General features: G+C 58.0%; 21 protein-coding genes, 1 tRNA gene and 1 pseudogene. 13 read left to right on the top strand and 10 right to left on the bottom strand.

Annotated elements, in window-relative coordinates:
- Window position 1: 1 nt before the first annotated feature.
- From ACR0JB_RS00115 to ACR0JB_RS00105, 3 genes are all read left to right on the top strand, one after another.
- Window positions 2-922 (top strand): ABC transporter permease, encoded by a 921-nt coding sequence (locus tag ACR0JB_RS00115; RefSeq protein WP_170374180.1) that lies wholly within the window; start codon window positions 2-4, stop codon window positions 920-922.
- Between the two features lie 31 nt (window positions 923-953).
- A complete protein-coding gene (locus tag ACR0JB_RS00110; RefSeq protein WP_170347786.1) occupies window positions 954-2,027 on the top strand; it encodes a BMP family ABC transporter substrate-binding protein in 1,074 nt (357 codons plus the stop codon).
- Window positions 2,028-2,090: 63 nt separating this feature from the next.
- Window positions 2,091-3,524, top strand: a complete 1,434-nt coding sequence (locus ACR0JB_RS00105; RefSeq protein ID WP_170504529.1) for an MFS transporter — start codon at window positions 2,091-2,093, stop codon at window positions 3,522-3,524.
- A 19-nt stretch (window positions 3,525-3,543) separates the two neighbouring features.
- Here the strand turns inward: ACR0JB_RS00105 and ACR0JB_RS00100 are convergent, their stop codons facing one another.
- Window positions 3,544-4,776 carry an HlyD family secretion protein gene (locus tag ACR0JB_RS00100; RefSeq protein ID WP_170395329.1) on the bottom strand — a complete coding sequence of 411 codons (1,233 nt, stop codon included), beginning with the start codon at window positions 4,774-4,776 and terminating at the stop codon, window positions 3,544-3,546.
- A gap of 3 nt (window positions 4,777-4,779) precedes the next feature.
- Window positions 4,780-5,160 carry a hypothetical protein gene (locus ACR0JB_RS00095; RefSeq protein WP_170349334.1) on the bottom strand — a complete coding sequence of 127 codons (381 nt, stop codon included), beginning with the start codon at window positions 5,158-5,160 and terminating at the stop codon, window positions 4,780-4,782.
- Between the two features lie 152 nt (window positions 5,161-5,312).
- Here ACR0JB_RS00095 and ACR0JB_RS00090 point away from each other — a divergent pair, with 152 nt between their 5' ends.
- A complete protein-coding gene (locus tag ACR0JB_RS00090; RefSeq protein ID WP_170395327.1) occupies window positions 5,313-6,386 on the top strand; it encodes an NAD(P)/FAD-dependent oxidoreductase in 1,074 nt (357 codons plus the stop codon).
- Window positions 6,383-7,039, top strand: coding sequence for a DUF938 domain-containing protein (locus ACR0JB_RS00085; RefSeq protein WP_170395324.1), 657 nt, complete (start codon window positions 6,383-6,385; stop codon window positions 7,037-7,039). Before ACR0JB_RS00090 ends, ACR0JB_RS00085 begins: the two co-directional genes overlap by 4 nt.
- Window positions 7,040-7,078: 39 nt before the next feature.
- Here the strand turns inward: ACR0JB_RS00085 and ACR0JB_RS00080 are convergent, their stop codons facing one another.
- From ACR0JB_RS00080 to ACR0JB_RS00060, 5 genes are all read right to left on the bottom strand, one after another.
- Complete coding sequence (locus ACR0JB_RS00080) at window positions 7,079-9,586, bottom strand: GcvT family protein (RefSeq protein WP_170504526.1); 2,508 nt, start codon at window positions 9,584-9,586, stop codon at window positions 7,079-7,081.
- 136 nt (window positions 9,587-9,722) lie between these two features.
- Entirely contained in the window at window positions 9,723-10,952 is a 1,230-nt protein-coding gene (locus tag ACR0JB_RS00075) for a hypothetical protein (RefSeq protein ID WP_480785777.1), read from the bottom strand.
- A gap of 111 nt (window positions 10,953-11,063) precedes the next feature.
- Window positions 11,064-12,485 carry an FAD-binding oxidoreductase gene (locus tag ACR0JB_RS00070; protein WP_480789594.1) on the bottom strand — a complete coding sequence of 474 codons (1,422 nt, stop codon included), beginning with the start codon at window positions 12,483-12,485 and terminating at the stop codon, window positions 11,064-11,066.
- A 12-nt stretch (window positions 12,486-12,497) separates the two neighbouring features.
- On the bottom strand, window positions 12,498-14,291 hold the full coding sequence (gene ggt, locus ACR0JB_RS00065) for a gamma-glutamyltransferase (protein ID WP_170395316.1): 1,794 nt from the start codon (window positions 14,289-14,291) through the stop codon (window positions 12,498-12,500).
- A 39-nt stretch (window positions 14,292-14,330) separates the two neighbouring features.
- Complete coding sequence (locus ACR0JB_RS00060; RefSeq protein WP_170395897.1) at window positions 14,331-15,317, bottom strand: 2-hydroxyacid dehydrogenase; 987 nt, start codon at window positions 15,315-15,317, stop codon at window positions 14,331-14,333.
- A gap of 170 nt (window positions 15,318-15,487) precedes the next feature.
- Here ACR0JB_RS00060 and ACR0JB_RS00055 point away from each other — a divergent pair, with 170 nt between their 5' ends.
- Window positions 15,488-15,976 carry an SH3 domain-containing protein gene (locus ACR0JB_RS00055; RefSeq protein WP_425081164.1) on the top strand — a complete coding sequence of 163 codons (489 nt, stop codon included), beginning with the start codon at window positions 15,488-15,490 and terminating at the stop codon, window positions 15,974-15,976.
- A gap of 27 nt (window positions 15,977-16,003) precedes the next feature.
- Here ACR0JB_RS00055 and ACR0JB_RS00050 read toward each other — a convergent pair whose 3' ends face one another.
- Together ACR0JB_RS00050 and ACR0JB_RS00045 are read right to left on the bottom strand one after the other, a co-directional pair.
- Window positions 16,004-16,510 (bottom strand): ferritin, encoded by a 507-nt coding sequence (locus tag ACR0JB_RS00050; RefSeq protein ID WP_170504517.1) that lies wholly within the window; start codon window positions 16,508-16,510, stop codon window positions 16,004-16,006.
- A gap of 51 nt (window positions 16,511-16,561) precedes the next feature.
- Window positions 16,562-16,834, bottom strand: a complete 273-nt coding sequence (locus tag ACR0JB_RS00045) for a hypothetical protein (RefSeq protein WP_170395310.1) — start codon at window positions 16,832-16,834, stop codon at window positions 16,562-16,564.
- A gap of 106 nt (window positions 16,835-16,940) precedes the next feature.
- On the opposite strand from ACR0JB_RS00045, the gene ACR0JB_RS00040 reads away from it, so the two are divergent.
- Window positions 16,941-17,015 (top strand) — tRNA-Gln (locus ACR0JB_RS00040).
- Window positions 17,016-17,646: 631 nt separating this feature from the next.
- Here the strand turns inward: ACR0JB_RS00040 and ACR0JB_RS00035 are convergent.
- Complete coding sequence (locus tag ACR0JB_RS00035; RefSeq protein WP_170347767.1) at window positions 17,647-18,249, bottom strand: helix-turn-helix domain-containing protein; 603 nt, start codon at window positions 18,247-18,249, stop codon at window positions 17,647-17,649.
- 146 nt (window positions 18,250-18,395) lie between these two features.
- Between ACR0JB_RS00035 and glyA the strand changes: the two genes are divergently transcribed.
- The 6 genes and pseudogenes from glyA to gcvT form a co-directional block, all read left to right on the top strand.
- The gene (gene glyA, locus ACR0JB_RS00030) at window positions 18,396-19,649 is read left to right on the top strand and encodes a serine hydroxymethyltransferase (protein WP_170395307.1); all 1,254 of its coding nucleotides are present in this window, start codon (window positions 18,396-18,398) and stop codon (window positions 19,647-19,649) included.
- Between the two features lie 11 nt (window positions 19,650-19,660).
- Window positions 19,661-21,040, top strand: coding sequence for a dihydrolipoyl dehydrogenase (gene lpdA, locus ACR0JB_RS00025; RefSeq protein WP_480789593.1), 1,380 nt, complete (start codon window positions 19,661-19,663; stop codon window positions 21,038-21,040).
- A 14-nt stretch (window positions 21,041-21,054) separates the two neighbouring features.
- Window positions 21,055-21,999, top strand: a complete 945-nt coding sequence (lipA, locus tag ACR0JB_RS00020; RefSeq protein ID WP_170395300.1) for a lipoyl synthase — start codon at window positions 21,055-21,057, stop codon at window positions 21,997-21,999.
- A gap of 25 nt (window positions 22,000-22,024) precedes the next feature.
- Entirely contained in the window at window positions 22,025-23,395 is a 1,371-nt protein-coding gene (locus ACR0JB_RS00015; RefSeq protein WP_480789592.1) for an alanine/glycine:cation symporter family protein, read from the top strand.
- An 82-nt stretch (window positions 23,396-23,477) separates the two neighbouring features.
- Entirely contained in the window at window positions 23,478-23,900 is a 423-nt protein-coding gene (locus ACR0JB_RS00010) for a universal stress protein (RefSeq protein WP_170347762.1), read from the top strand.
- Window positions 23,901-23,916: 16 nt separating this feature from the next.
- Window positions 23,917-24,031 (top strand): annotated as a pseudogene (gene gcvT / locus ACR0JB_RS00005) (glycine cleavage system aminomethyltransferase GcvT); the annotation flags it as partial.

Here is a 24,031-nt window from a genome sequence, read left to right as displayed (position 1 = left end):
CATGGATTTAGGTGAAATCAATCCCGTACTTCTGATCGCCTCGCTGATGGTGGCCGCAACTCCGCTGCTGTTGGCTGCAATCGGAGAGTTAGTGGTCGAGAAAGCAGGCGTCCTGAACCTTGGCGTCGAGGGTATGATGATCGTGGGTGCAATCAGCGGATTTGCGATCTCGGTCGAAACCGGCTCACCCTGGCTGGGGTTCATTGCGGCGGCCATCGGCGGCGCCGTACTGTCGCTGCTGTTTGTGCTGCTGACACAGTTCGCGCTGGCCAATCAGGTTGCAAGTGGATTGGCCCTAACCCTGTTTGGCCTGGGTTTCAGCGCCCTTCTGGGCCAAAGCTATGTGGGTATCAAGCCGCCCAGCATGGGTGACATCCACATCCCGGTGATCAGCGATATCCCGGTGATCGGCCCGATCCTGTTCCAGCATGACCCGATCCTGTATGTCGGTATCGCCCTGACAGCCGCCGTATGGGCCGTGCTGAAATACACCCGCGTCGGTCTGATCCTGCGCGCGGTGGGTGAAAACCACGATGCGGCTCACGCCTTGGGTTACAAGGTTATCAAGATCCGCATCATGGCGATCCTGTTCGGTGGCGCATGCGCGGGCCTCGGCGGAGCCTATATCAGCCTGATCCGCGTCCCGCAGTGGACCGAGGGCATGACAGCCGGTGTCGGCTGGATCGCCCTGGCTCTGGTGGTCTTCGCCAGCTGGAAGCCATGGCGCGCCTTGCTGGGTGCCTATTTGTTCGGCGGAATCACAGTGTTGCAGCTTAATTTGCAGGCGGCGGGCGTTGCCATTCCAGTCGAGTATCTGGCAATGTCGCCCTATATCATCACGATCCTTGTGCTTGTGATCCTTTCGGCCGACAAGAGCAGCGCACCTGCCTCACTAGGCCGGATCTTCCATGCCTCACACTAGGGGCCAATTAAACCAACTTGGGGAGTAACACATGAAATTCACATCACTTTTGGCAAGCGCCGCCATGGCGCTGGGTCTGGCGACAAGCGCCATGGCCGAAGACAAAACCAAAGTCGGTTTCGTCTATGTCGGCCCCGTCGGCGACGGCGGCTGGACCTATGAACACGACAAGGGCCGTCTGGCGGTCGAAGAGCATTTCGGTGACAAGGTCGAAACTGTATTCGTGGAATCAGTGCCCGAAGGCCCGGACGCTGAACGTGTGATGACTCAGATGGCGCTGGAAGGGGCTGACCTGATCTTTACCACGTCGTTCGGCTATATGGACCCGACCATCAACGTGGCCAAGAAATTCCCGAACGTGAAATTCGAGCATGCGACTGGCTACAAGACCGCCGACAACGTCTCGGTCTATTCTGCTCGCTTTTATGAAGGTCGTGCCGTTCAGGGCCACATCGCCGGTAAAATGACCGAGTCGAACATCGTCGGCTATATTGGTTCCTACCCGATCCCCGAAGTGATCCGCGGCATCAACTCGGCCTATATTCACGCCAAGAAGGTGAACCCGGATGTCGAGTTCAAGATTGTCTGGGCTTACACTTGGTTCGATCCCGCAAAAGAAGCGGACGCCGCCACCGTTCTGATCGAACAGGGCGCCGACGTGATCCTGCAGCACACTGACTCGACCGCGCCGCAGGCGGCCGCGCAAGAGGCAGGCAACGTAATCACCTTCGGGCAGGCCTCGGACATGAGCGAATACGCCCCCAAGCCGCGCGTATCCTCGATCATCGACAACTGGGCGCCATACTACATCGCGCGCACCCAGGCTGTTATGGATGGGTCGTGGGAAACCGTGAACACCTGGGACGGCATCAAAGAAGGCATGGTTGAGATTGGCGAAATCTCGGACGCGGTTCCTGCCGAAGTGAAAGAAGAAGCGCTGGCGATGAAGGCCGCCATGGCCGCAGGTGAATACCACCCCTTCACGGGTCCGCTGAAAAAGCAGGACGGCAGCGACTGGCTGGCAGAAGGCGAAACCGCCGATGACGGAACGCTGGCGGGCATGAACTTCTATGTCGAAGGGCTGGAAGGCGACATTCCGCAGTAAACCTAACAACACTCACACCGAAGGGCTGGCCATTTGGCTGGCCCTTTTTTGTTGGAGTGCGCCTTGACGAACGGGCCGGCACCAGACCTGATGGGGCCGGTGATCCATCAACGGTGGGACGAAAAACCGATGCAAACCAAGGCACAAGATCGCAGCCGCTGGTGGATACTTGGCGCGATGGGGGCCATTCTTGGCGTCATATTGCTGGATGAAACTGTCGTCAGTGTCGCGTTGCCCACCATCCGGGCCGAACTAAATCTGACGCGGTTGGATGCGCATTGGGTGGTCAATATTTACCTTTTGGTGTTGGCCTGTTTTGCCGGCGCTGCGGGACGATTGGGCGACATTTTGGGCATCCGGGTTTTGCTGAGCGTGGGCCTTCTAATCTTTGGTCTATCCTCAGCGTTGGGAGGGTTTGCCGAGAGCGGCCTGGCGCTGCTGACGGCCCGCGCGGTTCAGGGCGTTGGTGCTGCGCTGATCTTTCCCTTGTCGATGGTGGTGCTGATCCAGTCCTTCGATGAAAAGGAACGCGGTCTTGCCCTTGGTCTGTACGGCGGCATCGGAACAGTCTTTCTGTCACTGGGGCCACTGGTCGGAGGCATACTGACCGAATACCTGTCGTGGCGCTGGATTTTCTGGGTCAACCCGCCAATTGTATTGGCTGTTGCCGCGATTGCCTTGGCCTACTGGCGTGATCCACCACACCAGCCTGAACTTGGGTTTGACTGGAAGGGTCTGTTGCTGCTGGTGCCGGGTCTGGCTGCGCTGGTGTTCGGGATCATGGAGGGGCCAGATCGGGGCTGGGCCCAGCCCGAGGTGATTATGGCACTGCTTGTGGGCCTTTCGGCGTTGGCCCTGTTTGTTCAGGTGGAACGACGCATTCGCACGCCGCTGATCGTCATTTCCTTGTTCGCCAAACCTGGTTTCGCTGCGTCCAACATGATCCTTTTCACCGCGCAGTTCGGCAAGATTGCCCTGTTTGTGTTCGGCGCGTCGTATTTTCAAACCAAACTTGGCTTTTCACCGCTGGTCGCCGGGGCCGCCCTTTTGCCAATCGCGTTTCCGCAGATCTTCGTGGCCCCATTGGCCGGTAAGGTGGCCGACAGGTTTGGCACGCGCGGCCCATCGCTGACGGGCATAGCGTTGGGGACACTGGCCATCGTGCTGGTTGCGTTGGGAATGCATCTGGACGTCACGGCGCCGATCTTCGCTGGCTATGTTTTGTGGGGGTGTTGCGTACCGTTCCTGTTTGTCCCGCCCCGACGGACCATCATGCTTGCCGTGCCACAGGATCTGCACGGGCAGGCCAGCGGAATATCCATGACGTTTCAACTGTTGGGTGGCACTGTCGGCATGGCCTTAGGCAGTTCCGTCTATGCCCTCAGCAACTCATACACCATGGTATTCGGGTTTGTGGCAGGCTTCGCAGCCTGCGTTCTGGCCTATTCTTATGCCTCGCTGACCGAGGCGAAAATACCCGGCCGCGCGACTAAGTGACGGCGCGGCCGGGGTTGGTTTAATGACCGGTCAAAACCAACGTATTCACCGGCATCAGGATCAAACGCAGGCGCAGGCCCGCAGCGTGAACAACGCCAATCGTGTCGATCACATGCAGCGTTGCAGATTTCCAGAAACCCAAATCCTCATGCTCTAGCCGTTCGTGGTTGTCGGTATAGACATTGGCCAAACAGTTGCTGCCCGGCGGGATGTCATCGGCCATGCTTTTATACAGCGGCTCCATATACACCAGGATTGATCCGGGATTGGTATTGGCCTGCACATCCCGCAGCTCATCCGAAGGGCGAATTTGGCCCGAGGGGATAACATCCTGCACCTCAACCACGACCATCGGGATCACGGTGAACGGCTTGGTCATACAACCCAGCTCTCCGATCATTCCTGGCTTGATAACCTGAGCGGACATTTGGTTGAAAGCGGCCTGAAACCGGTTATGACCCGAGTGTGATGGCACCAAGATACCTGCCGGACGCAACAGAGGGCTGACATAGTCGCCGACCTGCAGGCCAAACTGTTCAATCCGGCCAGTGACCCCGGCGCTGATCACGGTTTTGTCCAGCTCGGTCAGGGCAGCGTCCAGCTGAGCGTTGGCGCTGGCCAGTTGAGCGGGGATCAGCTCCTCGATCTGCTGCACGACTGCTGCGCGCTGTGACTCGGCGGCCCGCAATTGTGCCTCACGCTCGGCCACCAGGTTTTCCAGCCGGTCAATCTCGGCCAGACGCACGGCGCTGGACCCTTCGTCCCGCAGCGTGGTGTTGCGTTCAAGATCTTCAAGCGACTGATCCAACGCAGCGCGTGCCCCGGCGATGCCAGCCTCAGCCTCGGCCAGGTCGGTCTGCGCCACCCTGAGCGATGCCTGAACCTGCGCTATATCGGCGTGCGCGGCCTCGACCATGGCTCTCTGTGTGAAATCCTCGATCCGGAAGATCGGCTGCCCCGCTGTCACGGGTTCATTGTTTTTCACATAGACCTCGGATACGCGACCACCCAGTTGTGGCAGGATCGTCACGGTGCGGAAATACGAGGCCGCGGTTTTGCTGGCGGGATGAAAATAAAACAGCGTGGTGATCACCGTCAGCGCCAGAATGGCGCAAGTGGTCAGACCCCAGCGCAATTCGTACCACATGGTGAAAAGCGTGATTTCATGCCCGATCCGCTTACCCTGAACGTAGCGGCGAAACAGATAGTCGGGCAGCACCGTCACCAGCGCGCACATCAATGTCTCAAGCATATTCTAATGCTCCTGCTGCGCGGTGGGTTCGGTGGGTTGGGCCGGTGCGGGGCCTTCGGGGCGTTGATTGCCCAAAGATCGGATTGCATCCGCAATGGCTCTGAGTGGAGCGGCCACATCGGGGAATTGGAACCCAGCCACCAGAATGGCGGCGACCCAGAACAACCCGTTATGGGTGAACAGCGCCAGCAAGGCCAGTATCCCGACCAACTGGAACTGAGGGTGGTTGGATTCGTGCGCTATCTTTTCGGGGATCGAATGCAGGGTGAAATATCCAACCCCGATCAGAACAATCACCAAAACGGTAAACACAAACATGAACGTTAAAAGAAAATCACTGCCGTCCGCCTGGGTCACGTAGGACGGAATATGCCCCGTGGCCATCGGGTGTAGATCTGCGGTACTCACCCTGCCCTCCTGTTATTGCTTGTTACTTCTTTGGATGGGTTGATGCGCAAATTCAAGCCTGCTTAGAGTTCCAGACAGGTTAGGACGATCGGTTTCGCCATAATAGGTACGCGGTGAAAAGGGGACATATGATTGATTTTCTTGTCATAGGCGGCGGTATCGCCGGTCTGAGCGCCGGGGCACGCCTATCATATCACGGTCGGGTAACTGTGCTCGAGGCTGAGGATGCGTTTGGATATCACGCGTCTGGCCGGTCCGCCGCGTTGTTCGAGGAAAACTATGGCCCGCCCTCCGTCGTTGCGCTGAACAGGGCCAGTGCCGCGTTTATGCGGGCCGAAAACGGCGGGTATCTGACGCCCCGCGATCTGATGTTGGTTGGTCGTAAGGATCAGGCCGAAATCTTTGAACGGGACGTCCATGATCTGAATATGCAGGTGATCCCAACGGCGCAGGCGCTGGCACGTGTGCCAATCCTGAACCCAGACACTCTTGGGTTCGCAGCGCTCAGCAGTGGGGCATTTGATATCGACACGGACCGGTTGCTGCAGGATTTCGCCCGCACCATTCGCGGCAATGGCGGTGACGTGGTAACCAAGGCCAGGGTCACCGCCATTCGCAAGGATGGGCGCTGGGTCGTCGAGGCTGGGGAAGTCTTTGAAGCCCGCATCCTGATCAATGCTGCCGGCCCTTGGGTTGACGAGATCGCCGTGATGGCGGGGATTGCACCAATCGGAATAATTCCGAAACGCAGGTCAATGGCGCGGCTGCCTGCCCCCGGCGGGCATGACCTGAGCGGCTGGCCGATGATGTTGGGCGCGGGTGAGACATGGTATGCCAAGCCCGATGCAGGCAAACTGTTGGTTTCCCCGTGCGAGGCCGACCCCGTACCACCGCAGGATGCCTACGCCGATGACATGGTGTTGGCTGAGGGGCTGGCCCGGTACGAAGAGATGGTGACCGAACCCGTCACCCGGGTTGAGGTAAACTGGGCAGGGCTACGCAGCTTCGCGCCGGATGGAACTTTGGTATTGGGGCCCGATCCGTCTGATCCGTCCTTTGTCTGGTCTGCGGGTCAGGGTGGCTATGGGTTCCAGACCTCTCCGGCGGCTTCGCAACTGGTTGCTGATCTGACGACCGGCGCGACATCTGAACTGGACCCTGAAATCATTGCCGCCCTCAGCCCTGAAAGGTTGCGCCGATGAGCAAAAGAACCCTCCCCTCCAACGCCAGCGTTGCCACCGAAGGTCAGGACGGGCGGCTTGTCGCCCCTGCCGCGACCCGCAATGCCGAAGCTTTGTGTGACCTACTGGCTCAATGGGCCCCCAAGGCAGGCCGGGCGCTGGAAATTGCCAGCGGCACCGGCCAGCATGTCAGCGCATTCGTCCAGTGCCTGCCAAACCTCATCTGGCAACCGACCGAAGTCGAGGTCGAGCGGATAACCAGCATCAAAGCCTATGCTGCCGATCTGCCCAACGTTCTGGACGCAGTGGCTTTGGACGCCACAGCGCAAGGCTGGCACACCGAGTTCGCCGGTCAGGACCTGATCGTCCTGATCAATCTGGTGCATCTGATCAGCTGGCCGGAAACACAAATGCTGGTGACCGAAACCGCGCAGGCGTTGGCCCCTAAGGGGCGGTTTATCCTATACGGACCATTCAAACGTTCGGGGCAATTGACCAGCGATGGCGACCAGCGCTTTCACGATGCTCTGGTCCAGCAAGACGCTGAGATCGGTTATAAGAATGATGAAGACATTGCAGCGTTGATGCGCGCCCAGAACCTGACCGTCGTCGGGATGGTCGAGATGCCTGCGAACAATCTGGCCTTTATCGCAGAAAAGCCCGGCCAAAAGTAAAACAGGCGGCACCTTCGCGCCGCCTGTTCTCTGTCCGGGTTAACCGTCCTTGCGGATGGTTTCGTTTTTCGGATCGTAGGGGCTGTCGCAGGTCACGACCGCATCCCAAAGCTTGTCCTGAATTTTGACCTTCAACTTGGTGCCTTCGACTGCCATTTCAGGCTTCACGTAGCCCATACCGATGGATTTTTCGAACGCCACCGAGTAGCCGCCCGAAGTCAGACGGCCCACACGCTCGCCTTCTGGCGTATACAGCGCCTCGCGGCCCCACGGGTCGGCATCGTCCGGTCCGTCGATCAACAAAGTGCAGCACTTCACACGCACGCCGGTTTCTTCCAGCTTGGCCTTGCCGTGGAAGTCCTTTGACAGGTCGACAAAACGCGGCAGGTCAGCTTCCAGCGGGGTCGCGTCGCGGCCCAGTTCGGTTCCAAAGGCGCGATAGGATTTCTCCTGACGCAACCAGTTCTGGGCGCGCGCGCCAACCAGCTTCATACCGTGCTTCTCACCCGCTTTTTCCAGCAAGTCGAACAGGTAGTTCTGCATCTCGATCGGGTGGTGCAGTTCCCAACCCAGTTCACCGGTATAGGCCACTCGGATCGCGTTGACCGGGCACATGCCCAGTTCGATCTGACGGGCCGACAGCCACGGGAAACGCTTGTTGGACAGCGCGGTTTCCGGATCGGCATCCTTGATGACCTCTTTCAGAACGTCACGTGACTTGGGTCCGGCGATGGCAAAAACGCCCCACTGCGTGGTCACGTCCTGGATTTCGATATAGCCGAACTCATCCATCTTGTCCTCAGCCGCCTTACGCAGATAGTCGGCGTCATACTCGGTCCAGGCGCCGGCTGAGACGATGTAGTAGTTGTTCTCGCCATTGCGGACGATGGTGTATTCGGTTCGGGTGGTGCCATGCGAGGTCAGAGCGTAGGTCAGGTTGATACGACCAACTTTGGGCAGCTTGTTGCAGGTGAACCAGTCCAGAAACTGGGTGGCACCGGGGCCTTTGACGACATGCTTGGTAAACGCGGATGCGTCGACCAGGCCCACACCTTCACGGATCGCTTTGGCCTCTTCGACGGCGTATTGCCACCAGCCACCACGACGGAACGAACGGCTTTCTTTATCAAAGTTATCTGGTGCATCGGTGGGACCGAAGTAGTTCGGACGTTCCCATCCGTTAACCCAACCGAACTGCGCGCCGCGTGCTTTCTGACGGTCGTAGGCCGGAACAGTCCGCAGCGGACGGCAGGCTTCACGCTCTTCATCCGGGTGGTGCAGGATGTAGACGTGCTCATAGCATTCTTCGTTCTTGCGCGCCGCGAATTCGGTGGTCATCCAGCTCGAGGAATAGCGTTTGGGGTCCAGCGAGGCCATGTCGATCTCGGCTTCGCCGTCGACCATCATCTGTGCCAGATAATAGCCAGTGCCGCCTGCGGCCGTGATGCCAAAGCTGAAGCCCTCAGCCAGCCACATGTTGCGTAGGCCCGGAGCCGGACCAACCAGCGGGTTGCCGTCGGGGGTATAGCAGATCGGGCCGTTGAAATCGTCTTTCAGACCAGACTCGGCACAGGATGGCACACGCTCGGCCATTGCCATGTACTGATCAGCAATCCGGTCCAGATCCAGCGGGAACAGGTCCGCGCGGAAGCTGTCCGGCACGCCGTGTTCGAACTGCGCAGGCGCGCCGTGTTCGTAAATACCCAGAATCCAGCCGCCACGTTCCTCGCGTGCGTAAGATTCGTTGTCAGCATCGCGGACAACAGGGTGTTCGGGGTTGCCAGCTTCGCGCCATTTGACCAGCTCGGGGTCTTTGTCCATGACGATAAAGGTGTGCTCGACCGGGATCGCAGGCATTTTGATGCCCAGCATCTTGGCCGTGCGCTGCGCGTGGTTTCCGGAAGCGGTGACGACATGCTCGGCGGTGATAACAACCTGCTCATCCGAAGGAATGAGGTTGCCGCCCTTCTCGACCATCTTAGTGCAGGTGACTTCCCAGTGGGTACCGTTCCAGTGGAACGCATCGGCTTGCATCTTGCGGACGATATCGACGCCGCGTTGACGGGCGCCTTTGGCCATCGCCTGCGTCACGTCGGCCGGGTTAATGTAACCATCTTCAGTGTGGTAAATCGCGCCCTTCAGGTCCGACGTCTCGATCAGCGGCCAGCGTTCCTTGATCTGGTCCGGGGTCAGCCATTCATATGCAACGTCGCAGGTCTCGGCGGTGGACGCATACAGCATGTATTCGTCCATACGTTCTTGCGTTTGGGCCATGCGCAGGTTGCCGACCACGGCAAACCCTGCGTTCAGACCGGTTTCTTCCTCAAGCGTCTTGTAGAAGTCGACCGAGTACTTGTGGATGTGAGTTGTCGCGTAGGACATGTTGAACAACGGCAGCAGGCCAGCGGCGTGCCAGGTCGAGCCGGACGTCAGCTCATCCCGTTCAATCAACATCACATCATCCCAACCCGCTTTGGCCAGATGATAGGCAATCGAGGTCCCAACGGCGCCGCCGCCAACAACCAATGCTTTGACTTGGGTTTTCATAACCGGGCGTCTCCCCTTGAATTCAGTTGACACCATATGGCGCATTTGAAGCACCCGGCGCGACATTCATCCGACCAGTGAGAGAAAAAAAACGACCCGCTACCGTAAACAGACTGCGGAATCATCGTGATTGGCGTTATTGCCCCGAGGCTGAACACCGCTTGATGCTGCCAACCTGCGCGCAGGACGTCCCCAACCCGCCCTTATGCACGCGCACTGGTTGCGAGGTTTTTTTCGGGGCCGGTTTCACTGCCGTATCCTTGTACTTGGGCGCTGCAAAGGCTGGCAGCTTGTTTTTCAGCCTGTTGAAAAACCCCGATCCTTCGGCCTGGTCCTCTTCTGCCAAAGCCGCCTGGCGCTGATCAGAGTCCAACAGCAGTTTTTGCGCCCGACCATATCCGATTTGCAGGATGTCCTGATTTTCGAATACCTCACCCCCGGTAATATCCATGATGCCATCGCTGTTGAAATCCGACGCCGTCATCGAATTGACCATCATCGCCGTGACATCCAGATTCTTGAGCTTTTCATCGGTGATCTTTTCCTGAACCAACTGCATTTCCTTATACAGCTGATCCATCTTTTCGGCGACCTCTGGCTGGCGGTCTTGCTGGACCGAAACACCCTGCCCCACCACAAGCGACGGATAAGTCAGTAAAGTGTTAAGGGCGGCATAATCGACGGCCTCCAAAAGCTCTAGAATCGTGGCGTCATCGGCATTAGTGCCCATCCGGATCACAACCTCTTCGTCAATCCCGATCCGCCCGATGATCCTGCGATAATCCACCGCTTCGGTGGGATTGGTCAGGTCCTGAGTGATTTCCATGAATGCGACACCGTCAATCACCGCAAAACCCTGTTTGATCGCGGTATGCGACATGAAATTTTGCTGCCGCGAAAGGGCCATGCCCGCCAGCGAGTTACGCGCCGATTTTGGTTTGAGGCTGATGTCGAACCAGACGACCTCATCACCTTTAGCATATACCAGCCCGGTTTCGCTCAGCTTGCGCGCGATCCCTTTCTTGCCGCCTTTCACCAGACGCATCAGTTCAGCCGTACCAGATACCGAACTGATCAGGGGGATCGGGGCATAATTCGAAAGCACCGTATCGACGGGCGCGCTGTCCATCTGGGTCAGCTCAAATTGTGCCCATCCGGCGCTGGCTGCTGGCAGATAAGACTTGGCCCCGGCTTTCCAGCGTTTTTTCCGGTTACGTTCGACAGCTTTGGCCTCACGCTCCTCCTGTTGTTGCGCAAAACGGTGCTTGATCGATTCGACATAACCACTGACGGACAAAGTGCCTTCGTGCTTTTTGCCCTGTTGGTAATAATCAAGGCCCGCAATAGTCGATATTACGACCGCCATAAAACCAAAAATCCGCAAAATGCCCATCTGAGATTCCAAAATCAATCGCTGCTCATTTTTGCAAACGATAGAATGGAATTTGGGCAGCCTTGTGGCTTTCAGCCCGAAATTTTAACGATGGTCGAAATCTGCATTCGACAGGATTTTCCCCGGGTTCATGATGTTGTCCGGGTCGAGTGCTTTTTTGATTGCATCCATATAGCTGACCGCCGCGCCCAGTTCCTTGATCAGATAGGGTCGCTTGCCCTGCCCGATTCCATGCTCACCGGTACACGTACCCTCCATCGAGATGGCCAGATCGTTCAGCCAACCGACAAACCCATCCGCCCGCGCCACCTCATCGGCGTTGTCCATGTCGATCAACAGCAGAGTGTGAAAATTCCCGTCCCCCACATGCCCCACGATCGGTGCCATCAGGCCCAGTTCCTTGGCCTTGTCCCGGGTCGTGGTGACGCATTCCGCTAGGCGCGAGATCGGAACGCAGACATCGGTGGAAATCCCCCGCGCACCGGGGCGCAGTTGCAGACTGGCCCAGTACATATCATGCCGGGCCTGCCACAGCCTGTTGCGCTCTTCCGTTGTTGAGGTGGCGGCGAAATCTGTACCACCGAACTCTTCAGCGATCTGACCAAAGGTTTCGGCCTGCTCAACCGCGCCGGACTCCGATCCGTGGAATTCCAACAGCAGCAAAGACGTTTCCGGCAGGTTAAGCCCGGAATAGGCGTTGGCTGCCTTGACTGACAGTTCGTCCAACAGCTCGATCCGGGCCACGGGCACGCCGTATTGGATCGTCATCATCACCGCCTGACAGGCCGCATCAACTGTTGGAAAGGAACACCGGGCCGAGGTGATCGCCTCGGGGATACCCTGCAGGCGCAGGGTGAGTTCTGTGATTATGCCCAGCGTGCCCTCGGCCCCAATCAGCAAGCGGGTCAAGTCATACCCGGCTGACGACTTTCGCGCCCTGTGGCCGGTGCGGATGATCTGTCCATCGGGCATGACCGCTTCAAGGCTTAGGATATTGTCCTTCATCGTGCCATAGCGCACCGCGTTGGTGCCCGAGGCCCGCGTTGCCGCCATCCCGCCCAGCGATGCATTGGCACCGGGGTCAATGGGAAAGAACAGGCCCTGATCGCGCAGATGGGTATTCAGGTCTTCTCGCGTCACCCCTGGTTGTACGACGCAATCCAGATCACCTGCATGCACGGCAAGCACCTGATCCATCTGGCCCAGGTCGACCGAGATACCACCCGCCGGGGCGTTCACATGCCCTTCCAGCGATGTGCCGGTGCCAAAGGCGATCACCGGCACCTTGTGCAGAGCACAGATTTTGACAATCTCGGATACTTCCGCGGTCGAACGGGGAAAAACCACCGCGTCCGGAACCTGATTGTTGATCCAGGTCGTCGTGTGGCCATGCTGTTCTCGGACCGACTCGCCAGTTTGCAGGCGATCACCAAACTTCTGCTTTAGAATACTGACAGCCGTTTCAATCCCGGCCTCGTTTCGCGGCAACGCTGCTGCCTGCACCATGTAATTTTCCTTTTATTCGCCCAGCGCGATGCCTTCGCGACGTGGATCAGCGCCACCGGTCAGGACCTCTCCGATTTCGATCGCATGCAGGCCAGACGTCAGATCGCGCGGGTTCACCTCGAACCCCAACTCGATCAACGGGTCCGAGAACCCTTCGGCTGCGGTGCCCTGTTCCACATCATAGGTACCAAAGCGATTAACCAGATGCGGCAGTGACAACGCCTGTTGTACATCCATATCCCAATCAGCCCAGGCGATAATCGACTTGGCGACATAGCCAATGATACGGCTTCCACCGGGTGATCCGATGGCCAATACCGGTTTGCCATCTTGCATGACTATCGTCGGGCTCATCGAGGAACGAGGCCGCTTGCCGGGCTCTAACCGGTTAGCAATCGGAACACCATCGCTGTGGGTTTTGAACGAGAAATCGGTCAGTTCGTTGTTCAGCAGGAACCCGTTGGTCATCAACCGTGAGCCGAACCCGTTTTCAATCGTCGTGGTCATCGACAGCACATTGCCATATTGGTCGACAATCGAGATATGCGAGGTCGAGGGCAACTCGAGCGAGACATCATCCGCCCAGTTCGACGCGTGATCGAACTCTGGATTGCCCGGGGTCGCTTCGATCAACGCGCCCTGGCCGCCCAGCAGTTGCCCGCGTTCAGACAGATAGGAGGGATCGACCAGACCCTGCGTGGGCATCGGCACATAGTCGTGATCGGCCATGTAACGGCCGCGATCCGCAAAGGCCAAACGCGACGCATCGCCGATCAACCGCCAAGCATTCGCATCCTCGGGACCCATCGCGGTCAGATCATACCCGTCTAGCATGCCAAGGATCTGACCGACCGTCAGCGCCCCGGATGAGGGCGGCCCCATGCCGCAAACCTCATAAACACGATAGGCCGCGCAGACCGGTTCGCGTTCAATCACCTGATACAGCGCCAGATCTACGCCGGACAGAACTCCGGGATTTCCGGGCGCGCCGCGCACCGTGCTGACGATACCGGCAGCGATTTCACCGCCGTAGAACCCGGCCGACCCTTCACTGGCCAAAACACGCAACGTGTTCGCATAGTCCGGGTTCATCAGGCGCTGACCTTGTTGCAAAGGCGTACCACCGGGCAGGAAGTATTCAGCCGTCACAGGAAAACGCGATAACCTCTCAGCATCTGCCTCGACCAAAGTGGCCAATCGCGGAGATACAAGGAACCCTTCATCCGCCAGCGTGATGCCATCCTGAAACAGGCTGGGCCACGGGCTGCGACCCCAACGCCGGTGCGCCTCTTCCAGCAACGCTGGCGTACCGGGCGTACCGACTGACAGCCCCCCCACCACGGCATCGTAGAATTGCAAGGGCTCACCATTCTCATCGTGGAATAGGCGGTGGTTCGCTTCCAGCGGAGCCGTCTCGCGCCCATCCAGCGTGGTCAAATTGCCAGTTGCCGCGTCGTACCAAACCAGAAACGCGCCGCCACCAAGGCCCGAGGATTGAGGCTCGACCAACCCCAGCACAACCTGCACCGCGACCATGGCATCCGCCGCAGACCCTCCGGCCCGCAGAACCTTGGCTCCGGCCTCAACGGCCAACGGGTTCGCCGCAGCAACCATCCAGTTCTGCGAAGTCACGGGCTGACCGGCCAACTTCGCCTCAAGCGAGGCAATCACTTCGTCGGTCAGGCCCTGAACCTGCCCGTCCGAGGCACCCTCGGGTGCTACCGCATCCGCTGTTTCCTGCGCAAAGGACGCCCCGCCAAAGGTCAATGCCGTCACAAACAATCCTGATATCAGATTTCGTCGCATCGCATCCTCCTGAATAATTGTTCCTTCGGCGCGGGTGCGTCACAACATGGATGGCACAACCTGATCCGGCGGGCGGTGCCCGTCTTCGAAGGTCTTGATATTGATAATGACTTTCTCGCCCATCTCGATCCGGCCTTCCAGCGTGGCCGATCCCATATGAGGCAGCAGAACAACATTAGGCAATTGCCGCAAACGCGGGTTCACTTGAGTGCCATGTTCGTAGACATCCAACCCCGCGCCTGCGATATCACCCGATCGGATCAGGCGCGTGAGCGCATTCTCGTCAATCACTTCACCCCGAGAGGTGTTAATAACTACCGCCGAGGGCTTCAGCAACTTTAACCGACGCGCGTTCATCAGATGAAAGGTAGATGGGGTCGACGGGCAATGAATTGAAAGAACATCCATCCGAGCGACCATCTGGTCTAGGCTTTCCCAATAGGTGGCTTCCAACTCGTCTTCGACCTCAGGGCGTAGGCGACGACGATTGTGGTAATGCACCTGCATTCCAAAGACACGGGCACGGCGGGCCACGGCCTGGCCGATCCGACCCATGCCCAGAATGCCAAGGCGTCGTCCACCGATCCGCCCACCCAAGAGCGCAGTCGGCGCCCAGCCGGTCCAATCTCCCCGTTGCATCACACCAACGCCCTCGGGAAAACGCCGCGTGACCGCAAGGATCAATGCCATGGTCATATCGGCCGTATCGTCTGTCAGCACACCGGGGGTGTTGGAAACAAGAATGCCCCTCTGCCGCGCCGTCGACACATCGATATTGTCGACACCGGCCCCGTAATTGGCGATTAAGCGCAGGTTTTCGCCCGCCTGCCCCAGCAAACCGCCATCGATTGTGTCGGTCACCGTCGGGACAAGGACATCCGCGCCCTGAACTGCTGCGACCAGCTCTTCGCGCGACATGGGGGTGTCATCCTCGCGCAGCTGGACGTCGAACAATTCGCTCAGTCTGGTTTCCACTGCCTCGGGCAACCGTCGCGTTACAACAACACTCAGACGTTCTCTTGGCACTTTCGCCCTCCCATCGCTTTGCAAACCTTCGCGCGCCATGGCATCGTGGCGCAGGATAAGGCGGGGCACAAGAACCCCAACGCATTGAGACGACCTTTTTTCGGAACCAAATCAACAGGCACAAGAGCAGGCAGTCAGTGAGTGGTTTTCTATCGGTAAAACGCCGCCTTCTGGTGGTTTTGTCCGTATTTCTGTTTGTGCTGGGCACTTTGGCTGCCAGCGCACAGGATGCCCGCGGCCCTGTGACCAACCTGCCATTGCCAAGATATGTTTCGATGAAGGCCGCCGAGGGCAATGTTCGGCGCGGTCCTTCGTTAACACATCGAATCGACTGGGTGTTCAAACGGCGCGGCATGCCGCTGCAAATCACGGCTGAATACGGCAATTGGCGCAAGGTTCAGGACCGTGACGGTGCCGGCGGATGGGTTCACTATGCCTTACTGTCCGGCGTGCGGACCGTATTGATCGAATCCGAAATGCTGCCTGTCTATGCCAGCCCCGACCCAAATGCGCAGATCAGTGCCCAATTCGAATCCGGGGTGGTGGCGCGCCTAGGCAGTTGCAGCCTGGACTGGTGCCAAATCTCGGCTGGCGGTTACCGCGGCTGGGCCCGGAAATCGAGCCTATGGGGAGTCGACCCCTCTGAAATCCGCGAGTAACGGGGGCGACCGCAGCCGCCCCGTCGCCTATTCCGTAGCCTGGGTGGGTCGCGTGCCCATATCCTTGTCCAACAGCAACAGGTTCCACCGATCGCCATTGGCCGCCTTGGTCTTGTCGAGAATCTTGCCAAACAAGTCTTCTTCTTCGTTCTGCTCGGCCAAAAACCAGTTCAGCATGTTTTGCGTGCTGTACTCCTTGACCCCGTGCGCCAGTTCAAACAGCGCATTGATCTGACCTGTGACCTTTTCCTCGTTGGCAAGCGCATATTCCAGCGCCTCGACCGGCGAGTCATAGTCCATCTTGGGTGTGTCGATGCCTTCCAGTTCGATTCTCCCGCCACGCTGTGCCACAAAATCGAAGATACGCATGGCATGTGTTTGTTCTTCAACCGAGTGACCGCGGAACCATTGCGCGAATCCTGGCAGATCCTGCGATTCAAAATATGCGGCCATCGCAAGGTAGGTGTAGGATGCCTGAAGTTCACTGTTGATTTGACGGTTCAGTGCTTCTGCGACATTCGGGTTCAGCTTCATCTTCGTCTCCTGTGACACGGGGTACCGGTTCATTTGCATTGCTACGTATTTTCAAGGAATCCCGCAACCCAGTTTCTTATTTTTATAATTTAATTTCAATATTTTAGATGCCGCTCCCTGCAAATGAAAGGCGTTTGCAAATCCGGCGCGAATTTCCGGGTCAATGTATTTCCCAGCTTCAAAACGCCGCTCAGAACGTGAGTGAAAGACCCTCCGCCCTTCGAACACAGTGGCCGTGCTCAACACTTTCAGACCTTTCCCATAGGCTTTGTGACCAATAAATCCTTTTCCAGATAGGCAATCCATGACCGGAAATTTCGCCAATTTGGATCGTCGGGAGCGTGGAAAAAAATTTTTGCTCCAAGTCAGTTTTTTTCACTCGAAAGCCCTTGAACCCTCCAACCAACAATCGTAGACAGCGCCTCACCGTTGGGGTGTAGCCAAGTGGTAAGGCAGCGGTTTTTGGTACCGTGTATCGTAGGTTCGAATCCTACCACCCCAGCCATTTTTTCTCTTAATGTGCCGTCCGGTATGAAACGCGACTTGTCCGGTTAGAAAACCAACTTTTGTCGGGCTAGAACGCAACCTTCAACAAATTCGGCGGATTTGGTAGTGGGCTCTCGGCCTAGTTTGCTGATTTGGTCATTTCCAAGAACCACCGCGGCACATGCTGCCAAGGGACTTAAAAGTCGGTAATTGGCGCGGAAAGTGTGCATTCGCCGCTCCGCAGCGAGGATTTCCAGAGATTGAGGAAGCGGACCTTCAACCCCACGAACCCGGGTTGGTACTGTTTCGGGACGGTTCTTCAGGGAGGCGAACGTTCGCTGCCAATGCACAGAAATCCGCTCATTCTTCTGAATGCAGACATTACTGGCCGGAAATGCCAGATTGGCTTTTAGCTGCCGAAAGCCGCTGAAAGCTCCGAAACTCTTCGGATATACGAAGTTGACCGCATAGATTGTTCTTAAACCGCGACAGCAAAGGATCACAGCAGGTTTTAGCGGTCTATCCCAAGACGTCTAACCTCAATATTGAATTTTCCACAAACTGGGTTTTTAGTTCTTCTGTGCGCGAAAACCAAGTCACACCGGATAGGTGATAAACTGCGGTAACGCCAAGTTTCCCAGGTACACGACCTATTCCAATGACACCCAAAGAACCTGCGCGTCTTCTTCACTGGTCGACACGCAGCCATGCCCCATGCTGCTGTCATAATACAGTGAATCACCCGCTTTCATCGGCAGAGGGCGGTAGTGTTCCGAGATGAAAATCAACTCGCCACTCAGCACATACATAAATTCTTCGCCCGAATGGCGAATCCAAGGGTCAAACTCAGAAATATCGCGGGCCCGGATCGTGGCAACATAAGGCAGCATGCGTTTGCTTGTCAGATCCGAACACAGCAATTCGTGCAAATAGGTAGCGGTTTCCCGGAACTCACCCTGCCCCTTAGCGGTATAGTCCCGCCGACCGTTTATGCCTGACTGACCCGATTGAAGAAAAAGTTGCGGAGGGTTCATATCCAGCGCCTGTGTCAACCGCCGCACGATCTCAAAGCTGGGTTTGGTTTGATTGTTTTCGATCTTCGACAGGGTCGATCGCCCGATACCTGCCGCACGCCCGGCCTCTTCCAGAGTCCAGCCCTTTTCCCGTCGCGCGTCGCGGATGGAACGCCCCAAGGCCGCCCCTTCATCCAGTTCTTCGGGTGTAACCCCCTCGTTTCTTTGGTCTTCGCCCATGAAAATCTCCCCGTTCTTTCCAGCTTACATATTCCCTTAGTCGCACGCAACTTCACGAATAAGAGATTTATGTTGCTATAAGGGAATCAATTCCACTATAGGAAACTTAGTTTCGAACCGGAGATTCGAAATCAGAGGAGATGACCATGTTCAAAACGTCGCTTACACAGGCCGACCCGACCATTGCTGCATCAATTGCACGCGAGGGCGCACGTCAGGCCGAACAGATCGAGCTGATCGCATCTGAAAACATCGTCTCTCAGGCTGTGATTGACGCCCAGGGATCGGTGCTGACCAACAAGTATGCCGAAGGGTATCCCGGCCGCCGCTACTATGGCGGATGTGAATATGTGGATGAGGTCGAGCAGGAAGCCATCGACCGGTTGAAGAAGCTGTTTGGCTGCGAATTTGCGAATGTGCAGCCCCATTCGGGCGCCCAGGCCAATGGCGCGGTCAAGCTAGCGCTGCTCAGCCCCGGTGACACCATTCTGGGCATGTCGCTGGACGCCGGCGGCCACCTGACCCACGGCGCGAAACCGGCGCAATCCGGCAAATGGTTCCGTCCGATCCAATATGGTCTGACCGATGCGGGGCTGATCGACTATGATCAGGTCGAAGCACTGGCCAAGGCCGAAAAGCCCCAACTGATCATTGCAGGCGCGTCGGCTTATTCGCAAAAAATCGACTTTGCCCGTTTCCGCGCGATTGCGGATGAGGTTGGCGCCTGGTTGCTAGCCGACATGGCGCATATCGCCGGTCTGGTTGCAACCGGCCTGCACCCTTCTCCCGTCGGGCACGCTCATATCGTGACATCGACCACGCATAAAACCCTGCGCGGTCCGCGCGGTGGCATCATCCTGACAAATGACGAAGCGCTGGCGAAAAAGATCAACTCAGCCGTATTCCCCGGTTTGCAAGGCGGCCCGCTGATGCATGTGATCGCCGGTAAGGCCGTCGCTTTCGGTGAGGCTCTGAAACCCGAATTCAAAGAGTACATGCAGCGCGTGGTCGACAGTGCCTCGGCTCTGGCCAACGTTATGATGGCACGCGGTTGCGACATCGTCTCGGGTGGCACGGAAAACCACCTGATGCTGGTGGATCTGCGCCCGGTTGGCGTAACCGGTAAAGACGCCGAAGCCGCGCTGGAACGCGCTGGCTTTACCTGCAACAAAAACAGCGTGCCCGGTGACCCTGAGAAACCCACCATCACCAGCGGTATTCGTCTGGGTACTGCGGCCGGTTGCAGCCGTGGCTTTGGCCCCGAGGAATTCAAGCAGATCGGCCATCTGATCGGTGACGTTCTGGACGCGCTGGCGCAGAACCCGGGCGGGGACGAAGCCGTTGAAAAAGCAACCCGTGAAAAAGTGCGCGCCCTGTGCGCAAGCCACCCGATCTACTGAAAGTTAGCGTCATGACCTACGATCTGATTGTCATCGGGGGCGGACCGGGCGGCTATGTCGCTGCGATCCGCGCGGCTCAGCTGGGACTGAAAGTGGCCTGCGTCGAAGGGCGCGGGGCACTTGGCGGGACCTGTCTGAATGTGGGGTGCATCCCCTCCAAAGCGTTGCTGACCTCCTCGGCCAAGTATGCCGAACTTGCACATCTCTCCTCCCACGGTATCGCGGTCGAGGGGGCCAGCATCGACGTACCCGCGATGATGGGGCGTAAGGACAAGATCGTAGGCGACCTGACCAAGGGCATCGCGTTTCTGTTCAAGAAAAACGGGGTCGACCATATCGAAGGCTGGGCCAGCATCCCCGCCGCCGGACAGGTCAAAGTGGGCGATGTTGTCTATGAGGCGAAAAACATTCTGATCGCCACCGGCTCGGAACCGACCTCGCTGCCGGGGATCGAGATTGACGAGCAGGATATCCTCAGTTCAACCGGTGCGATTGCATTGGAGAGCGTACCGGACCATCTGGTCGTGATCGGCGCAGGTGTGATTGGGCTGGAACTGGGGCAGGTTTGGTCCCGTCTGGGCGCAAAGGTTACCGTGGTCGAGTATCTGGACCGCGTTCTACCCGGCATTGATGGTGAGATCGCCAAGCTGGCACAACGCGCACTGTCCAAGCGCGGGTTGAAATTCCAGCTGGGTCGTGCGCTGAAAACGGTCGAAAAGACCGATACCGGTCTGGTGCTGACCGTTGATCGCGTCGGCAAAGACAAAGAAGAAGTGATCGAGGCTGATAAGGTCCTGATCGCTGTGGGCCGCCGCCCTGTCACCCGCGGGCTGGGCCTGGAGGAGCTGGGCGTTACAGTAAATCAGCGCGGCTTCATCGAGGTGGATGGGACGTTCCAGACCTCGGTTCCCGGCATTTACGCCATCGGCGACTGCGTGCCCGGCCCGATGCTGGCGCACAAGGCCGAAGAAGACGGCGTCGCCTGCGTGGAAACTCTCGCAGGACAAGCTGGCCATGTCGATTACAACACCGTGCCGGGGGTCGTGTATACCGACCCCGAGGTCGCTTCGGTCGGTCTGACCGAAGAAGCGCTGAAAGAGGCTGACACCGAGTATTCGGTTGGCAAGTTCGCCTTCATGGCCAACTCGCGCGCCCGTTCGACCGGCGACACCGACGGCGCAGTCAAGGTTCTGGCGGACCCAAGCGGCAAAATCCTGGGTGCCCACATCTGTGGCGCCCACGGAGGAGACCTGATTGCCGAGTTGGTTCTGGCCATGACCAAAGGCGCAACCGTAGCCGAGGTCGCTGCCACTTGTCATGCACACCCAGCCATGGGCGAGGCGGTCAAAGAAGCCTGTCTTGACGCCATGGGCCGCGCAATCCACACCTAAGAGGGACCTGCCAGATGACCATCCAGCTTCGCCCCCGCCACCCTGAAAAGGCCAAGAAGGCAGACAGTGTCATCCCGCGTAAGCCCAAGTGGATTCGCAAGAAAAAGGGCGACAGCGCCGAATATTACGAAACCCGCCGTCTGATGCGCGACCATAATCTGGCGACCGTCTGCGAAGAGGCCGCCTGCCCCAATATTGGCGAATGCTGGTCCAAGCGTCACGCCACCATGATGATCATGGGCGAGATCTGCACCCGCGGTTGTTCCTTCTGCAATGTTGCCACGGGCCGCCCCGATGCGCTGGACGCCTTTGAACCGGGCCGCGTCGCAGCAGCGGTTAAAAAGCTGGGCCTGCGCCATGTGGTGATCACATCCGTGGACCGGGACGATCTGGCTGATGGCGGGGCCGAACATATCGCTCAGACCATCCGTGCCGTCCGCCACCAAAATCCGGGAACAACGGTCGAGGTTCTAACCCCCGATTTCCTAGGCAAAGGCGATGCGGCGGATGTTGTGTTCGATGCCGCCCCAGACGTCTTCAACCACAATCTGGAAACTGTTCCGCACCTGTACCCGTCCGTGCGTCCCGGTGCGCGCTACTATACCTCGCTGCGGCTGCTGGACGATGCCAAGCGCGCCAACCCCGAGATCTTCACCAAATCCGGCTTGATGGTCGGGTTGGGAGAATCCCTGAACGATGTTCGCCAGGTGATGGATGACCTGCGCGCGGCTCAGGTCGATTTCCTGACGGTCGGGCAATACCTGCAACCGACCGCGAAACACCACCCGATTGATCGTTTTTGGTCTCCGGACGAATTCGCCCAGCTGGAGCAAATCGCGCGCTCCAAGGGCTTTCTGCACGTGTCAGCAACCCCGCTGACCCGTTCGTCGTTCCATGCGGACGAAGACTTTGCCGCCCTCAAGCAAGCCCGCCAACGGGCTATCGCCAACGGGGCATAATCCAAACGCAAATGGGAGGGAAACCATGGAAGCGTTAAATTCAATCGTAGGGGCCATCAATGGCGTCGTGTGGGGGCCGCTCATGCTGGTTCTCATTCTTGGCGTCGGCTTCTTCTTGCAGGTGGGGCTGAAATTCATGCCGATCCTGCGCATCGGCACTGGCTTTAAGCTGTTGTTCGCAGGCCGCGAAGGTCAGGGTGACGGTCAGATCAGCCCGTTCAACGCGCTGATGACGTCGCTGTCGGCGACCATCGGTACGGGTAACATCGCCGGTGTGGCCACTGCTGTCTTCCTGGGCGGTCCGGGCGCATTGTTCTGGATGTGGATGACCGCCCTGGTGGGCATGGCCACCAAATATGCCGAAGCCGTCTGCGCGGTGAAGTATCGCGAGAAGGACGAGCTGGGCAATTTTGTTGGCGGCCCGATGTACTACATCAAGAACGGTCTGTCGTCGAATTGGCACTGGCTGGGTTGGGCCTTCGCCCTATTCGGAGCCATTGCTGCCTTCGGCATCGGTAACGGTGTTCAAGCAAACGGTGTGGCACAAGTTCTGGAATCGAACTTCGGTGTGAATACTTCGGTCACCGGTATTGTTCTGATGGTCTTGACCGCAGCCGTCATCCTGGGTGGCATCACCCGCATCGGTGCCGTCGCAGGTAAACTGGTTCCGGCCATGGCGATCGCTTACATCGTCGCTGGCCTGTTGGTTCTGATCATCAACATTGGCGAAATCGGTAACGCCCTGTTGCTGGTCTTCACCTACGCCTTCACCCCATCTGCCGCTGAAGGCGGTTTTGCAGGTGCAGCTGTCTGGGCCGCCATCCGCTTTGGTGTGGCACGTGGCGTGTTCTCGAACGAAGCCGGTCTGGGTTCCGCTCCGATTGCACACGCAGCGGCCGAAACCAAAGGTCCGGTCAATCAGGGCCTGATCGCGATGCTGGGTACATTCATCGACACTATCATCGTCTGCTCGATCACCGGTCTGGCAATCATCTCGACAGGTGCATGGACCTCGGGTGAGTCGGGCGCGGCTTTGACCTCGCTGGCATTTGCAACCTCGCTTCCGGGCGGTGGTCACCTGATCGCAATCGCGCTGTCGATTTTTGCCTTCACTACCATCCTTGGCTGGTCGTTCTATGGCGAGAAATGTGTTGAGTTCCTGCTGGGCGTTAAATCCCTGCTGCCCTACCGCATCCTTTGGATCGTTGCGATCTATTTCGGTGCGACTGCAGATCTGGGCTTTGTCTGGCTGCTGGCGGATACGCTGAACGCCATGATGGCCATCCCGAACCTGATCGCTCTGGCATTGCTGAGCCCGATCGTCTTCAAACTGACGAAAGAGTTCTTTGCCTCGAACGGTCAGTCCGAAGAACCGGGCGGCTCACCTGCCGAATAACTTCGGCACTGACAAAATAAAACGGGGGGCCAACCCGGCCCCCCGCCTTTGAAACAAATTTTCTATCTCGAGGAGAGACGTGATGGCCACGAAAATCCTGCTGCCGATTGATCACACTGACGACCGCTCGTGGAAACTGGCTTTGCCGGTCGCTTTGGAACAGGCAAAATTCTATGGTGCCGAACTGCACACGGTCGCCGTCATCCCCGAGATCATCCAGTTGCCGAACCTACCCGCCAACTATGGCGCAGGCGCCAAAGACCACGTGCGGGGTGCGGTTCAGGCCATACTGGATCACGCCAATGCCTCTGATGTGCCGGTGCATGTCGAAGAAGGCAGCGTCTACCGCGAAATTCTGAAGCTTGCCTATAAGGACGGCTTTGATCTGATCGTCATGGCGTCGACCAAAGGCGATTTCCCGAACTATGAGATTGGCCCGAACCTGGCCCGTGTTGTGCGCAACGCGCATTGCACCGTCATGGTTGTCCGTGACCAGTCCCGTTGATTGAAAGGCTACAGCTATGACTGACTTAAAACGCACTCCTCTCTACGATCTCCATGTTGAGTTGGGAGGCAAGCTGGTTGATTTTGCTGGGTGGGAGATGCCTGTTCAGTATCCGCTGGGGATTATGGGTG

The organism is Ruegeria sp. BI7, assembly GCF_056537925.1.
The sequence above is the reverse complement of the archived record's forward strand: the minus strand, read 5'-3'. Positions and strand labels throughout refer to the sequence as shown.

Bases quoted from the DNA above. Each gene is read 5' to 3' on its own strand.
- ACR0JB_RS00100 (WP_170395329.1), bottom strand. From the start codon at position 4,776: ATGCTTGAGACATTGATGTGCGCGCTGGTGACGGTGCTGCCCGACTAT.
- ACR0JB_RS00080 (WP_170504526.1), bottom strand. From the start codon at position 9,586: ATGAAAACCCAAGTCAAAGCATTGGTTGTTGGCGGCGGCGCCGTTGGG.
- ACR0JB_RS00070 (WP_480789594.1), bottom strand. From the start codon at position 12,485: ATGGTGCAGGCAGCAGCGTTGCCGCGAAACGAGGCCGGGATTGAAACG.
- ACR0JB_RS00085 (WP_170395324.1), top strand. From the start codon at position 6,383: ATGAGCAAAAGAACCCTCCCCTCCAACGCCAGCGTTGCCACCGAAGGT.
- ACR0JB_RS00050 (WP_170504517.1), bottom strand. From the start codon at position 16,510: ATGAAGCTGAACCCGAATGTCGCAGAAGCACTGAACCGTCAAATCAAC.
- ACR0JB_RS00115 (WP_170374180.1), top strand. From the start codon at position 2: ATGGATTTAGGTGAAATCAATCCCGTACTTCTGATCGCCTCGCTGATG.
- ACR0JB_RS00095 (WP_170349334.1), bottom strand. From the start codon at position 5,160: ATGGCCACGGGGCATATTCCGTCCTACGTGACCCAGGCGGACGGCAGT.
- ACR0JB_RS00110 (WP_170347786.1), top strand. From the start codon at position 954: ATGAAATTCACATCACTTTTGGCAAGCGCCGCCATGGCGCTGGGTCTG.
- lipA (WP_170395300.1), top strand. From the start codon at position 21,055: ATGACCATCCAGCTTCGCCCCCGCCACCCTGAAAAGGCCAAGAAGGCA.
- lpdA (WP_480789593.1), top strand. From the start codon at position 19,661: ATGACCTACGATCTGATTGTCATCGGGGGCGGACCGGGCGGCTATGTC.
- ggt (WP_170395316.1), bottom strand. From the start codon at position 14,291: ATGCGACGAAATCTGATATCAGGATTGTTTGTGACGGCATTGACCTTT.
- glyA (WP_170395307.1), top strand. From the start codon at position 18,396: ATGTTCAAAACGTCGCTTACACAGGCCGACCCGACCATTGCTGCATCA.
- ACR0JB_RS00035 (WP_170347767.1), bottom strand. From the start codon at position 18,249: ATGGGCGAAGACCAAAGAAACGAGGGGGTTACACCCGAAGAACTGGAT.
- ACR0JB_RS00015 (WP_480789592.1), top strand. From the start codon at position 22,025: ATGGAAGCGTTAAATTCAATCGTAGGGGCCATCAATGGCGTCGTGTGG.
- ACR0JB_RS00090 (WP_170395327.1), top strand. From the start codon at position 5,313: ATGATTGATTTTCTTGTCATAGGCGGCGGTATCGCCGGTCTGAGCGCC.
- ACR0JB_RS00010 (WP_170347762.1), top strand. From the start codon at position 23,478: ATGGCCACGAAAATCCTGCTGCCGATTGATCACACTGACGACCGCTCG.
- ACR0JB_RS00075 (WP_480785777.1), bottom strand. From the start codon at position 10,952: ATGGCGGTCGTAATATCGACTATTGCGGGCCTTGATTATTACCAACAG.